Here is a 14,191-nt window from a genome sequence, read left to right as displayed (position 1 = left end):
GTAGAGCAAATCTGCTCTGCTTCAAGCGACAACTATCCTGAAAATTACCGATATCAATAATGGCTATTCCATGAGTACTGGCTTCAATAGCTCGTTCGCGTATACGTAATTCATCCTGAGCGAGGCGTTTTTGGGTTACATCTCGAAAACTATAAACACGACCTACAATCTGTGCCCCAACACGTTGTGGTTGAGTAAATCGCTCATAAATTCTGCCATCTTTAAAAATTAATTCAGGGAGTTCACCTTGCCACTCTGGGTTTTGATAAAGATATTGCACATCAGAAATCAACGATTGAGGATCGATTAATTGTTCCAGAATGTAGTCAAAACTCATACTCTCTTTACCTGACTCCAACATATAAGAAGGAATGCGCCACATTTCTACAAATTTTTGATTCCAGTCTACAACAGCCCCATGACCATTCACCATCATGATTCCATCGGCAGTAGATTCCAAAGTCGCGCGAAGAAGCGATAATGATTTTTCAAGTTCAATATTTTTTTCAAGAATTTCGTCCGTTTTAATTGAGATATTCTCTGTCAACGGAGATTTACTTGAGCGCTGAAATTCCGGTTGGGTGCGATACCATTGCTCTAGTAGATCGGATAAACCAGGATAAGTACCTACGATTCCCAATTCGTCACTGATATCTGTTACAGATGGCTCTTGGCCTCTTTTTTTTATTATTTCTGCGGCAGCGGCAACTTTTTCATAATTGATTTCTTGCCTACGCATGCATCCCTCACTAGAATGTCCTTCAAGCTCTTTAGCGACAAGTTATATAATTACTTTAGCAAACAAAATACTAAAAGTACAATAAGTACACATCGGTGGGAATTTGTTAGCAGGCGTTGAACTTGAATTTCTTATAAAAGGATTATTAAAAATGAAAAATACTCACTTTGACACACGAGCTATTCATGCGGGACAAGAGCCTTGCCCTAGTACAGGCGCAGTCATGACCCCTATCTATGCAACATCCACCTACAAACAAACAGCTCCAGGAGAACATCTTGGCTATGAATATTCTCGAACAAAAAATCCGACACGTTCAGCTTATGAAGCATGTATTGCAAGTCTGGAATCCGGTCAACATGGATTCGCTTTTGCCTCAGGAATGGCCGCAATTAACACGGTAATAGATCTTTTAGATGCAGGAGATCATGTGATCGCCATGGATGACTTATATGGAGGGAGCTTCAGATTATTCGATAAAGTAAAAACCAGAACCTCAAATCTATCTTTTTCATTCATTGATATGTCCAATCCAAAGACTATCGAAGCAGCCATAACACCCAAAACCAAGTTATTATGGTTGGAAACACCATCCAATCCTATGTTAAAATTAGCGAACCTGCGGGAAATAGCAGCGATTGCCAAACGGCATGGTCTGATTACTGTGGCAGACAACACTTTTGCTACTCCCTGGATTCAACGCCCTATTGAAGCAGGTTTTGATATAGTACTTCATTCTGCAACCAAGTATTTAAATGGACATTCAGATGTAGTCAGCGGTGTTGTTGTTGTAGGAAACAACCCCGAGCTCGCAGAAAGAATAGGTTATCTGCAAAACTCCTGTGGCGGTGTTGCGGGTCCATTTGATAGTTTCCTCGTATTAAGAAGTCTAAAAACTTTATCTATACGAATGGAACGTCACTGTCAGAATGCAAATCAATTAGCGAGTTGGTTGAGTAGCCACAATAAGGTTAAAAAAGTAATTTATCCAGGACTAAAAAGTCATCCTCAGCATGAGTTAGCCAAAGAGCAAATGCATGATTTTGGTGGAATGATCTCTATCGTTCTGGATGGTGGTTTGGATGAAGCGAAACGCTTTTTAGCTCGTTGTGAATTATTCACCCTGGCAGAAAGCCTTGGTGGAGTAGAAAGTTTAATTGAGCATCCAGCAATTATGACTCATGCATCAATACCTGAAGAACAACGAAGAGCACTGGGTATTGAAGATGGTTTTATCAGATTATCCGTTGGCATTGAACATATAGATGACTTACGGACTGATTTAGAATACGCGTTAAGTTAAGTCAGTTATGGATAAAAAATTGGGAGCCTCTGGATACCGAGAAAAGCCGTGGTACGCAGGGATTCCCATTTATTATCCATCACCGACGTTTAGTGAATAATACAAGCACCAATTAGGAGTAGTAATCCATGCAAACGACAAACAAATTAATGGGACAAATTCATGCCATATTGGCAATCCTGTTTCTTATTATAACTACTACTCTTTGTTTTATTCCTATCCTGTTTATTGGATTGTTCAAACTCTTTCCTAATAAATCCTGGCAAACACTTTGTACGCGCTGCGTCGATGCCATAGCAACATTCTGGTGTGGCATGAACAATTATTATGTAAATAATGTACAAAAAATAAAATGGGAAGTTACTGGTTTAAATAATCTCAACCCCAAAGATTGGTATCTGGTTGTGGCCAATCACCAGAGCTGGTTAGATATTGTTATTCTTCACCGCGTGTTTAATAAAAAAATTCCCGTCTTAAAATTCTTTATTAAAGACCAATTAAAATGGGTACCTCTTCTGGGTTTTTCCTGGTGGGCTATGGGTTGCCCTTTTATGAAGCGATACAGCAAGGAATATCTGGCCAGAAAACCACATAAACAAGGTAAAGATTTAGAGTCTACCTATAAAGCAATCGAAACGTTTAAAAGAACTCCAGCTTCCATTATGAATTTTGTTGAAGGCACGCGATTTACATCAAGCAAAAAAGAGCAACAAAACTCACCATATACTCATTTGTTAAAACCTAAAGCAGGTGGGATAAGTTTTATAATCAGCTCCATGGGCTCACAAATTACCAGCTTGCTTGACGTCACTATCGTCTATTCAGAAAAAAATCATTCGCTTTGGGATTTTCTGTGTAAACGAGTTAAAGCGATTAAAATAAACATCAGACAAATACCCATTCCAGCTCAATTCAATTCATCAGCTCTTATCCAGGATAATTCGACTCAAAATGAATTTAAAGATTGGTTAAATCAACAATGGGCTGAAAAAGACACGTTAATTGCTTCATTACAGGACTAATAAAAATGAATTCACTACAATCCATAATTGAACAAGCCTTTGAACAACGCCAAAATCTCTCCATAGGCACAGCCTCGCCAGAACTGGTTGCGGCTATAGATGAAGTTTTATCTTGTCTTGATAACGGACAATATCGAGTAGCTGAAAAAATAAATGAAGACTGGGTTGTACATCAATGGATAAAAAAAGCAGTGCTTTTATCTTTTAAACTTTATCCAAATCAAATCATCGATTCTGGTTGTTGTCAGTTTTATGACAAGGTACCTTTAAAATACACTGGCTACACTGAAGAACAATTTCAACAATCTGGCGTCAGAGTTGTGCCTGGTGCTGCAATCCGTCGCGGTGCTTACATTGCTAAAAATACTATTCTAATGCCGTCTTTTGTTAACATCGGAGCTTATATTGATGAAGGAGTTATGGTTGATACCTGGGCCACAGTAGGCTCATGTGCTCAAATTGGCAAGAACGTCCATTTATCAGGTGGTGCGGGAATAGGAGGCGTACTAGAGCCTCTACAAGCTAATCCAACCATTATTGAAGACAATTGTTTTATCGGTGCCCGATCAGAAGTAGTTGAAGGAGTTATAGTAGAACGCAATTCCGTCATTTCAATGGGCGTTTTTCTGGGGCAAAGTACAAAAATATATAACCGTCTTACCGGTGCCATTACTTATGGACGAATTCCAGCAGGTTCGGTTGTTGTCGCAGGGAGCCTGCCAAGCGAAGATAAAAGCCATAGTTTATATTGTGCTGTTATAGTAAAACAGGTTGATGAAAAAACCCGTGCCAAAATAAGCATTAATGAATTACTAAGAGCCAATTAAAATGAATGATATAAAAAACATCCTGACACAACTCATTAGCTATCCATCTATCACACCAGACGATGCGGGGTGTCAGAATTATATGATTGAGTTCTTAGAGCAACTTGGATTCTCCTGTCACATAATGAATCAAGGACCGGTTTCCAATTTCTTCGCCTGTTATGGAGCTATTGGTCCATTGTTAGTATTTGCTGGCCATACCGATGTAGTACCGGTTGGTGAGCCATCGAAATGGCATACCAATCCTTTTGCGCTCACCGAGAAAGATAATATACTCTATGGCCGTGGCGTGGCTGACATGAAAGGCAGCCTGGCCTGTATGATGGTTATGGCAGAACGATTTGTTACGACCCATCCCAAATTCCAGGGCAGATTAGGTTTTCTAATCACCAGTGGTGAAGAAGGTGATGAATTTGATTTGGGTACACCTTATGTTATGGAGCAATTACAACAGCAAGACATCCATATTGATTATTGTGTAGTGGGTGAACCATCGAGCACTAACCATGTAGGAGATGTAATTAAAATCGGCCGACGTGGTTCTTTAAGTGCGAAAATAAACCTGCACGGCAAACAAGGCCATGTAGCCTACCCTCACCTGGCCAATAATCCTATTCACAATATCAGCCCTGCTTTAGCGGAGTTAACAGCGATTGAATGGGATCATGGCAATGCCTTTTTCCCCCCTACCTCCATGCAAATAACTCATATTCATTCAGGAGGTCAGGCCAGTAATATTATTCCTGGAGAACTGAGCCTACATCTCAATTTCCGCTACTCGACAGAGCAAACCGAAGGTACTCTGATTGAACAGGTGCAAAACACGTTCCACAACCACGACCTGCACCCGATTATAGAATGGAGACTGAACGGCGAACCTTTCTTAACAGATAAAGGCGCCCTTCTTGAAAGCAGTAAAAAAGCAGTGACGAAAGTCGCAGGATTCATACCAGAGTTATCAACTAGTGGTGGAACCTCTGATGGCCGCTTTATAGCCCCTTATGGAGTAGAGGTTATAGAATTAGGCCCGATCAATGCAACCATACATCAAGTCAATGAATGTGTATCGCTGAAAGATCTTCATTTATTAGAAGCGATGTATTTTTCAATTTGTGAACAATTATTGTTGAATTAGAAAGTTATAATCAGATAAAACGGCAGTGAGTGTAATCTCTCTCTTACTTGTTTCTAGTCAGCGGCAATCGAACGCTCCTATTGTTTCAAATTATTCCAGGAACAATTTATTGATTTCACTCAGGCAGTATGTAGATTATGTACTCATCAATTCAAGCATACTGTTGCCGTTCAGATAGTAAATTCTGGAGTTTGGTCATGAATAGTGTTTTACCGCATATCCAGACCAAACTGGCAATGAGAACTCTTAGCCAAGGGTTTGTTTTCAATGTAACGACATAATTTGAAATTTCCTATCACTTCAAAGCTGAGGTTGACTTCTTTCATCAGAATCTAAAGTTTTACTGGAAGTCATCTGGGCAGATTGCTCATGTTCTTGTTTTACTTGGCTCTTAAAATCACTCCACGATTTTGCAGAATCCATTTCAAAGGTGGTTTTATCTATTTTTGGACCATCATTCCTTGCATTTGTAATATGTCTGTCCCATTTTTCGTTAAAACCCTGTTGTGCTTCAGGGCTTAAAGAATTGGCATAACATTTACTTAGCTGATTGATTTCAGAGTTTTCATCTTTAAGTTCTTGAGTTGGTCTATTGACCCATGCAATTTGGAAACATTGAGGTGGTCCTGGGGAGTAATGTGTTTGTACATTATCAGGATTAACATTTAAACCCAACCCTTTCATCAGAGATACGGCCATATCTTTTCCAGCCTCTGAGCCGCTTTTATCTTTGCCAGAAGTAGAAAATCCTTTAATAATATCTGTAAGCCCTTTTTGAAATCCTTCATCCACTTCTGCTGCTTTTTTCTTAACTTCTTGTTCTATGTACTGTTTTCGTTGTTCAGGCTCTTGTATTTTCTCAGCTTCTTCTCGTATTGTCTTAACTCTTTTTTGTCCTTCTTGTCCAGCAAAAAGATAAGCCATTTGGTTCGCAACATCATCCTCATCAAAACGATATCCACCCGATATCCATTGACCATCTTTTTTTTTGAGTGACCTGGTAGGACGAGACATAATTTTCTCCAATGAATTTAGTGCATTTAGTTCGAACTTTAATCTCAAGAGTAAAACGTATGTACTTAACAATAGAACATTAGAGACAACTCTTCAAGAAAATATCGTTTGAAAAAGATACTAAGTGCACCTAATCTCTATATACATGAAATCTTGGTGTAGAAAATGGGATGACTCAGCAAAAGAAAAAAATTAATTTGTTAATAAACGTTTTAAGCGACAGATACTTCCCATATCTCAAAATGAGTGGTGTCCTACCAATTAATAAAGATGTAAGCTCTTCTCAACATGTTCATTTTAGAACATATCAGCTCTTGCTCATCGAAAGAAAGCACGTTACTCTTTAAATTAGAAAATTTATCTTAATGATTCAGTGACGTTCATTTGCCCCCAACATCACGCCAAAGACCTCCTGCATCTTGATATTTTTATATGGTCTAAGGATTAATCCATGCAAAGGAAAAAACGAAATGGGCTGACAAGGAGCCCTTTGTCTTTTTATCCTACTTCATGTTATCAGCGGTACACGCAGATATGCCATTATGGACAATGACTCCAACTGTTGGGAGCAACCCTGCGCAAATGGTGCCGGAAAATACAACAGTGACTGTATCTTATACAGTCACGAATAATTCTAACAACAAAAGCATTCCTGGTGGAATCCGCCGCTTGGTTATCTGGCCATTACAAGGCATTACCCAAGAAGGACAATGCATCGTTGGACCTCGAGACTCAACAACAGCTACCTATACTCTGACAATGACAATTAACGGCAGCCAACTACCGAGCGGAGGTGTCTCTGGTGGGCCTGCCTTGTGCCAGGCAAATCCAGACGGTAGCCCAAACCCCAGTCAATGTTATGTCTCCTGTGGTGACTCCAGTTTAAATATACCCGTGGTCCGATAGCAGAGGCCACTCTTTCTATAGCAGGTTCACCGCGGATATTATTTCCGCCTTACCCATCGCCTGGATGCCGTGCCTCGTGCATTGACGATAATCAACACGTCACAATTAACTGCTACGCAAATCATAGCCGACCTACCAGCCGATTGGGACGATGTCACTCAAGATGCATCAGGATGTCACATTCTCCCACCAGGAGCCAGTTGCCAATTCCTGTTTGGTGGGAATAGAGGCTTGTGATGGAGCACATTATTAGGCACGAGTTTTTACTGGAAATATCAGGAACATGAACAATGTATTCCTCAAAATCAACACTGTAAAGCAACAGTACTCCACCTTTTAGTTGCTCAAGTCTCCTAAGAGCGAAGAATTGTATGTGTACTATCTCAATAACTCTGAGAATTTACCCATTTCGAATTACCACAACTTGCTTGCGGTAATTCGGCAGCGTAATCTGCTTCAGTTTATTGAACCGTTACAAATCCACAATGAAACCTAGATGATTCATCTAAAAGAAAAGCGTTCCTGCATTTTCTCACTTTCTGACAATATTTCTTCAGAAGGCGGTGGTTGGTAAAAATGGCTAAAGCGATTATTTGCCGGGCTAATTGCCGCGAGTTGATCATACTCTGTTGGCTTTAATGTCTGGGCAAACACTCGATCAATACAAGACATCAAAAAATAAAACTGAGCAGGTATATTAATGAAGGGTTGACAATCGGCAACTTGAATTCGCTCCATGTTATGCCTTGAAGCTACCTCATACAAATAAGTCAAATTATTCAGTAACTGGTAGATTTGTATATTGATTTCCAACGCATTATTGTATTGGCCATTATCAAGAAAAGTCTGGTACATCCCAAAGAGTTCCCAAGCATTATGGAATTTGATTCTGATGTATAGATCAAAATATTTAGCCATTAAAATGCGTAAGCAACGAGCAGTATCTTCTTGTTTCAGATGTTCTCCACATATTTGCTCTCTTTTAGAAATTTGTCGAAAAGCAAACGCCATTTTTTTATCGATACCTTCCATATCGTTCGAGCAGAGTTTTACTTCTACACGTCTAAGTGCGTTCTTGATATTATTTATATATTTTTCAATGCTCAATGATTTATACTCTTATTTAAGGTCTATTATTCGAACAACATTATAATGGATTGGTACATAAAAGTCATAATTAACACATCATAATGAAATGCAGCCCGGCATCGATGCCGGGCTTCATCATGCTCAGCACCCGCCTACTCCCTCAGATCATATACTGCATGCAGGTGTATTGTCTGGTTCCATAATGGCTTCGTTAGCAACGAATAATTTGGAAATGGCGGCTTTATTTAAGGTTGTATCCAATGAGTATTTTAAATTAACATCTTCTCGTTTCATTGATGCACTCAAATGCATTTTTAACGCGAGGCTACACTCCTCTTTATCAATCCCTAATAAATCCTTGATTTTCAACTCGAGCGCCAGTACAAACCAGGGGCTGGTGAAAGGTACAATTTCTTTAATAATCTTGATAAGTCTTGCTTTGTCTTTTGAATCATCTTTTTTAATAAGAGTAATTAAAGTAGCGAAGTCGGCATGCCTTTCCAAAGTTGCATTAGAAATGATTATTTTAAATTGCCTAGGCGTTAGCACCTTGGCTGCCATCTCACAATGAGGTTGTTGCGTGTTTCTGAAAATATCCCAGAATTTGTTTTCTGTAATGGCTTCTTTTAATTGCGCTTCTGTTAATTGTTCCAGAATAATCTTTAATCGATGTGTTCTGCCTATAATATATGAGCCATGATTATTCGGTTTGGATTCTATAACCCATAGATGCTTCAATACATTTTTAAACTCACTTGAAGCAGCCCGATCTACCAACATTTTAATGTTGTCATCAGGAAGATTATCCAAATCAGCACTAATTGTTTTTTCATTTAAAAGATATGATGGACTATTTAATTGTCGAAGGAATGCTTCAAAAACCCCCTCTTCCCATTTTTCTTTTTTTGCAGAACGAACAACAGCATAAATTGGCAGAGTTTTTGCGATCACAGGAGCCCATTTCGAAATTGGCTTTTCTTTTTCAACTGCATCCTGCGGCACTGTATTCGTGTTTTTAGCAGCCAGCAGCCGTACCTGGTTATTAATTTTTATATAATAATCGGCCAGCCGGCCTAATTCCGTTTTAAAAGACACAGGATAAGATAAGGCGGCAATCTGTTTCAGCAGCTCGGCTTTCAGTTCCTGAGTTGCAAAAGGCATAATAACAAGAAGCTTACCTAATGCAAAAACGTCTGCTTTAAGCTTTTTAAGCATACTATTAAGCAATTCATGTTTTTGTATATTAGTGGCAAACAACTCTAACTGTTCGGAAGTCAGAGTATTCACTACAGCCTCGATGTATTCATTTTGGGTCAGGAGGCTTAAAAAATCAGATGAGCTAAAAGATGCAGATAATTGTGTGTCTGAAAGAGCTTCCAGCATTACCACGAATTTATTCTTTTTTTGTTCTTTCACTGATGGTTCAAATTCAGTGCCTTTGAATCGGCGCCATAAACAGTCGAGCTCGCTGGAACTGAATTTACCTTCTTTAGTCAGGCTTAATTTACTGACAAAAGTATGGATATCTTTATCAATCATCTGTTCCAATCGCCCCCAAAACTCATGAGGTGGTGCCTTATCATCTTTTGTTATCGAAATCAGTTTTAAAATATACGGCTCATTAACCCGAGATGAATTGTCTGTTTTTTTAGGCTCTGCTTTTGCTTCATCCAGAAGGATCTGCTCTCTTACTTTTGTTATAAAGGCTTTCACTTCCGCAGCATTATTAAAGTTAACGCTAGCAGTGGTACGATAAGCTTCAGAGAATGGTTTACTTAATTGTTCCGCGGTTTCAGTCTGCCTGGGTTTTATTGCACCCATTCCCCAGTAAATTGCGAGCAGAGATCCTAAAGAACCAATATGAGCACCAAATAATCCTGAATCAAAAAGATCATTTTTGGTCATTGCTCCAACCAGCATACCAGTGACTCCCCCCAATAAAAGCAGTGGAGAAGTTAATACACAACCAATACTTCCAAGAACGATTAAAGCGGTTGGCCAAAGATGTCTGAAATTATCTGATATCGGCTTAGCGACAGCTAGCGGATGAGAAGTCAATTCGACGTGATGAGGAGCTGTTTTCTTTGCTTCAGCGTTTTGCAGCAATAAAGATTTAATTCGCTTTTTATCGGTACCGTCGTTCATGGCCAAGTTCCATCCAAAGCGCGCAAATATACCAGAACGGTTATTAAAAATCCTCATACAAATTCTGTATTTGAATCCATACTTGAGATAGGCGATTTCAACGCCCCACTCTCTTTATTTTTGTTGCGACATGCAATCTCTCCAACTATTTTACGATCATCATTTCTAATCAAAATTCAAACAGATCGATTTCAATAAAGACTATAAAGGACAAATCATCGGCAGCATGTTTAATTTATATTGTTTTGATGTGCTAAAATTAGCATAATGGCCGATTTTTCCAAGCGGGTACTTATGTCTGAAAATTTATTAACTATCAATTTGTTAAAAGAATTAGTTGAATCTGCAGAGCAAAACAAAGAAGGTAATACAGCATCCTACATTCCCGAACTGGCAAATGTGAACCAAAATCTTACGGCTCTGGCAGTGCAGCAACCAGGAGAAAAACCACTCTCATGGAGCAACGCCCCCTTGGAACCCGTAACATTACAAAGCACAAGCAAAATGATCCCACTCATTGGCCTCTTGGAAGAGGTTGGGGCTGAGCAGTTGTTCAAATGGGTTAAAGTAGAGCCATCAGGAGATGATTTTGCATCCATAACTCGTCTTGAAGAACTAGGCCTTAAGCCCTCGAATCCCATGCTCAATGCGGGTGCCATTACTTTGTGCTCTCATATTCCTGGTTCAGGCGAGCAACAATTTGGTTGGCTGGAGCATTGGGTAAAAAAATTATTTAATGAAAAATTAAGTATTAACCCCCTGGTTTTTGCTTCAGAAAAACGCACAGGAAATCGTAACCGCTCGCTGGCTTATTTATTAAAAAGCCGTGATAATCTGGGCAGCGAAGTGAACGAAACACTGGAGTTATATTTCGCCCTATGTTCTTATGAGGCCACTCTAGAACAAATGTTGTACCTTCCAACCCTTCTGGCGAACGGAGGCAAAGATCCAATCAGCAATGAACAAATTATCTCGATAGAAACCTGTAAAATCAGTTTAGCCATTATGGCTACCTGCGGGCTTTATGATGAAACCGGAACTCACATGGTAAAAACTGGAATCCCTGCAAAAAGCGGCGTGTCAGGGTACATCATCGGCACAGTACCAGGTAAAGCAGGAATAGTTGCTTTGAGTCCCAAGGTGAATGCCAAAGGGAACAGTATCCGAGGCGAGCTCATGCTGGAAGGATTATCAAAAGCAATGAACTGGCACTTTGCCATTCCTTAAGAGCTCCCTTTCTCTGCAATTAAGTTAAAATTCACATTGCCCAAATGAGAAACAGTTGCTCAGTCTTGTGGCTCCCCGTATTACGCGCTGCTAATACGGGCTACATCGATGTGCGCAACGGCTCCTGTCCTTATTGCTCTCTTCCCTATAATAAAGACACAAAAGGAACATATTGACTATTTTTTAAAAAACAATATAATGACGAACTGCGTTTTTTTTGTACGACATTTATATGTCATTTTTAGTCGATCTATATGAAACCTTAGACAAGTTAAAATACTCACCCAATAATTATAAATCTTTTTTATATCATTTGAATAACATTCACGGCATCTCTGCAGAACAGGATGATAATCCAGCTATCGTACTGCAACTTACCAAAAAAATGATCACCTTTGTTGATAAGCATCTGTATGAAACCCGCACAGATTGGTACATCGAGGGCTCCCCACTCCTGTACCGAACAGTGAAACAATTAGAGGCCATAGCCTATTTAACCGGGCAGGTAGATGAAGTGTTAGAGGTATTAAATAAATACCCCTTACTAAAGGAAATTCATCATTCAATCGAGCACTATAGAGAACACTGTTTTTTACTGGGTGAGCAAGAACTTGCATTCACGCATTTTGATCGCAAAGTACTCACCATACAATTGCTCATCCGTCTCGTTGATGCAAAATTTATAAATCAAAACAATGAACAGGTCTGTGGTGTCGTAGGTTTTTTGCAAGCACTGATTCTATTCAACCCACTGATATACATCCAGACAATGGCTAATTTGGCTGAAAATGGTAAATATAATTTAAAACAAAAAAAACATCATCAGAACGAATTAAAATCAGAAATTACTGAGGAAACGGTATTAATGAAGCCTCCTCATAAGCCTGATTCGCAGGATCTTGCTGATGCAGATCATATTGGGTTGGTTGGCTTGCGCTCAGCAATGAATCTGATTGCTCTCTATTCTCCCGGTTCTGCTGGCTGGAGAAAAACTCTTTTTGGTGTAACATCATCCAAAGAAATAAAGACATGGATGAAAGCAAGCGGATACCACCACTGCTCTATTCTCTCTTTGAAAAAAAGCAAACACATTACCCAACTTAATTATCTGATTCAGGACGGCTATACCGTTGGCTTATGCATCACAGGTGAGTTAATTGATATGCTCTTAGGAAATATACCTCCTCAAGAGCCGAACAAGCTAGGTCAATTAAAACTATTATTAAGCGGTCACTTTGTATTGCTGCACAATATAACCTATGTTGCCGTGACCGATAAGGTAATAATCAGTTTCATGACTTGGGGAAAAGAAGCACTAAACATAGAAATTAATTATAAAACATTTAAAGCAAACAGCGGGTTATCCGAGGCAATTATAGGTATTAATGATTTTGCACATACTACGTTGCGAACAAAAAATCGTGATGCCTCCGATTCGCTCATTTCTCCTCAGGCATTTTGCTTATTACTAGAACAAACGCTACCCAAAGAAAAATCTTATAAAAAACTGCATCAGCTTATTAACCATGCCAGATCACATTACAAAGGAATTTCCTGGTTTGATGCCGCCAAAAAATTACAAGATGAACTATCCATATTATCAGAACAGATGGCTTTATCTTCAGATATTCAACTTCTTCAAGATAAAAGTATTATCCCTGATAATTTCAATAGAATGCTCAGAAAATTCGAAGATATTGAGAAGTATGAACAAGGCCCCCGAAAAGTAAATATTCTAAAAAAACTGGCGTCTGAAAAAAATATTGAAGCTCTTTGTCAATTAATTTCCCTATGTTTTTCAAAACATTTTTTAGATGAATTACCCCAGTTATTTTTAGATGATAGCTACCTCTCCTGGCAAAATATACATGATAAATCACGCGCACTAGCAACCTTAAATGATTCATGCCTGGAATTCATTGTAAAGCAAAGTACGTTAGAAGAGTTGACTCGAGATGCAGTACTTATACATTCACTACATGCAATAGGCTTGCTCCATGATAATGTATTATATGAACTGAAACGATGCCAAATGGAATTATCAAAAAAGCAGATGACTCCAGTAGCAAAAGAAACAAAAGCTTCCGATAATGCAACAAATGTAATGCAAACAGAAAGACCACCGATTATAGATCCGGTGCAACCACCTAATGTTACAAGTAATGCTCGGTTATCAATCTATTCCATGCTCTTATTAATCAGTTCAATAATTGCAAGCATTGCCTGGCTCAGCTTAAATATCGCAGCGGGATTTGGTGTAAGCATTTCCCTGCCTGTACTGACCATCCTGGCCGGGCCAATTGGGCTGGCAATTACCAGCAGCCTGGTTTTAGCGACAATCATCAGCGCCTCAGCTGATTATTTGTATTACTCATCAAATGACATAAAGCCTGAAGTTCAGGGAGCACCAGATAAAGAACTAACTAATGCAGTGGAAAAAAGCTCATTAGAAAATCCCGAACAGGCTCAAACAACATCACGTCAGGCTCGACAAAGACCTGCATTGAAAAGGAAAAATGTCCGATTCTTTAATGCTGAGCCGCAATCCGTTACTGATGCAACAAATAACTCAGAACAGCCTGAACCAAGCAGATTTACGCTAAAAAATTAATTGATGTTTGACTTGTTATGAGGCCCGCATATAGGGCCTTGTTTTTTCTGCAATGAGTACGTTTAAATATACCAGGCTCTGTTTATGGCATAAAGTTTCGCCTTAGCGACGCAGTGATGCCCCCAATTTCAGGAAAGTTGTCGCCTCTGAATTAAATTAATTGTGGGAGGCGA

At 39.2% G+C, this 14,191-nt stretch carries 11 protein-coding genes; 7 read left to right on the top strand and 4 right to left on the bottom strand.

Annotated elements, in window-relative coordinates:
• Positions 1 to 739 (bottom strand): PAS domain-containing protein (locus Q0495_RS10050; RefSeq protein ID WP_298625646.1); only part of this gene is annotated, 739 nt, incomplete at its 3' end.
• A gap of 151 nt (positions 740 to 890) precedes the next feature.
• Between Q0495_RS10050 and Q0495_RS10045 the strand changes: the two genes are divergently transcribed.
• The 4 genes from Q0495_RS10045 (at position 891) to dapE (ending at position 5,026) form a co-directional block, all read left to right on the top strand.
• A complete protein-coding gene (locus Q0495_RS10045; RefSeq protein ID WP_298625644.1) occupies positions 891 to 2,042 on the top strand; it encodes a PLP-dependent aspartate aminotransferase family protein in 1,152 nt (383 codons plus the stop codon).
• Positions 2,043 to 2,170: 128 nt separating this feature from the next.
• Entirely contained in the window at positions 2,171 to 3,064 is an 894-nt protein-coding gene (locus tag Q0495_RS10040) for an acyltransferase (protein WP_298625641.1), read from the top strand.
• Between the two features lie 5 nt (positions 3,065 to 3,069).
• Positions 3,070 to 3,891 (top strand): 2,3,4,5-tetrahydropyridine-2,6-dicarboxylate N-succinyltransferase, encoded by an 822-nt coding sequence (gene dapD / locus Q0495_RS10035; RefSeq protein WP_298625638.1) that lies wholly within the window; start codon positions 3,070 to 3,072, stop codon positions 3,889 to 3,891.
• A gap of 1 nt (position 3,892) precedes the next feature.
• The gene (gene dapE / locus Q0495_RS10030; RefSeq protein WP_298625635.1) at positions 3,893 to 5,026 is read left to right on the top strand and encodes a succinyl-diaminopimelate desuccinylase; all 1,134 of its coding nucleotides are present in this window, start codon (positions 3,893 to 3,895) and stop codon (positions 5,024 to 5,026) included.
• A 300-nt stretch (positions 5,027 to 5,326) separates the two neighbouring features.
• Here the strand turns inward: dapE and Q0495_RS10025 are convergent, their stop codons facing one another.
• On the bottom strand, positions 5,327 to 6,040 hold the full coding sequence (locus Q0495_RS10025) for a hypothetical protein (protein WP_298625633.1): 714 nt from the start codon (positions 6,038 to 6,040) through the stop codon (positions 5,327 to 5,329).
• 534 nt (positions 6,041 to 6,574) lie between these two features.
• On the opposite strand from Q0495_RS10025, the gene Q0495_RS10020 reads away from it, so the two are divergent.
• On the top strand, positions 6,575 to 6,946 hold the full coding sequence (locus Q0495_RS10020; protein WP_298625630.1) for a hypothetical protein: 372 nt from the start codon (positions 6,575 to 6,577) through the stop codon (positions 6,944 to 6,946).
• 501 nt (positions 6,947 to 7,447) lie between these two features.
• On the opposite strand, the gene Q0495_RS10015 is transcribed toward Q0495_RS10020, so the two are convergent.
• Entirely contained in the window at positions 7,448 to 8,053 is a 606-nt protein-coding gene (locus Q0495_RS10015; protein WP_298625628.1) for a hypothetical protein, read from the bottom strand.
• 147 nt (positions 8,054 to 8,200) lie between these two features.
• Positions 8,201 to 10,180, bottom strand: a complete 1,980-nt coding sequence (locus tag Q0495_RS10010; RefSeq protein WP_298625626.1) for a hypothetical protein — start codon at positions 10,178 to 10,180, stop codon at positions 8,201 to 8,203.
• A gap of 294 nt (positions 10,181 to 10,474) precedes the next feature.
• Between Q0495_RS10010 and glsA the strand changes: the two genes are divergently transcribed.
• Positions 10,475 to 11,407: a glutaminase A gene (glsA, locus tag Q0495_RS10005; RefSeq protein ID WP_298625624.1), complete on the top strand. Its 933-nt coding sequence runs from the start codon at positions 10,475 to 10,477 to the stop codon at positions 11,405 to 11,407.
• Between the two features lie 232 nt (positions 11,408 to 11,639).
• Entirely contained in the window at positions 11,640 to 14,018 is a 2,379-nt protein-coding gene (locus Q0495_RS10000) for a hypothetical protein (RefSeq protein ID WP_298625622.1), read from the top strand.
• Positions 14,019 to 14,191 lie beyond the last annotated feature (173 nt).

The organism is uncultured Legionella sp. (assembly GCF_937871865.1).
GTDB lineage: Bacteria > Pseudomonadota > Gammaproteobacteria > Legionellales > Legionellaceae > Legionella.
The sequence above is the reverse complement of the archived record's forward strand: the minus strand, read 5'-3'. Positions and strand labels throughout refer to the sequence as shown.

Excerpts from the sequence above, each read along its gene's own strand:
- Q0495_RS10045 (WP_298625644.1), top strand. The coding sequence starts at position 891 with ATGAAAAATACTCACTTTGACACACGAGCTATTCATGCGGGACAAGAG.
- Q0495_RS10040 (WP_298625641.1), top strand. The coding sequence starts at position 2,171 with ATGCAAACGACAAACAAATTAATGGGACAAATTCATGCCATATTGGCA.
- dapD (WP_298625638.1), top strand. The coding sequence starts at position 3,070 with ATGAATTCACTACAATCCATAATTGAACAAGCCTTTGAACAACGCCAA.
- dapE (WP_298625635.1), top strand. The coding sequence starts at position 3,893 with ATGAATGATATAAAAAACATCCTGACACAACTCATTAGCTATCCATCT.
- Q0495_RS10025 (WP_298625633.1), bottom strand. The coding sequence starts at position 6,040 with ATGTCTCGTCCTACCAGGTCACTCAAAAAAAAAGATGGTCAATGGATA.
- Q0495_RS10020 (WP_298625630.1), top strand. The coding sequence starts at position 6,575 with ATGCCATTATGGACAATGACTCCAACTGTTGGGAGCAACCCTGCGCAA.
- Q0495_RS10010 (WP_298625626.1), bottom strand. The coding sequence starts at position 10,180 with ATGAACGACGGTACCGATAAAAAGCGAATTAAATCTTTATTGCTGCAA.
- glsA (WP_298625624.1), top strand. The coding sequence starts at position 10,475 with ATGTCTGAAAATTTATTAACTATCAATTTGTTAAAAGAATTAGTTGAA.
- Q0495_RS10000 (WP_298625622.1), top strand. The coding sequence starts at position 11,640 with ATGTCATTTTTAGTCGATCTATATGAAACCTTAGACAAGTTAAAATAC.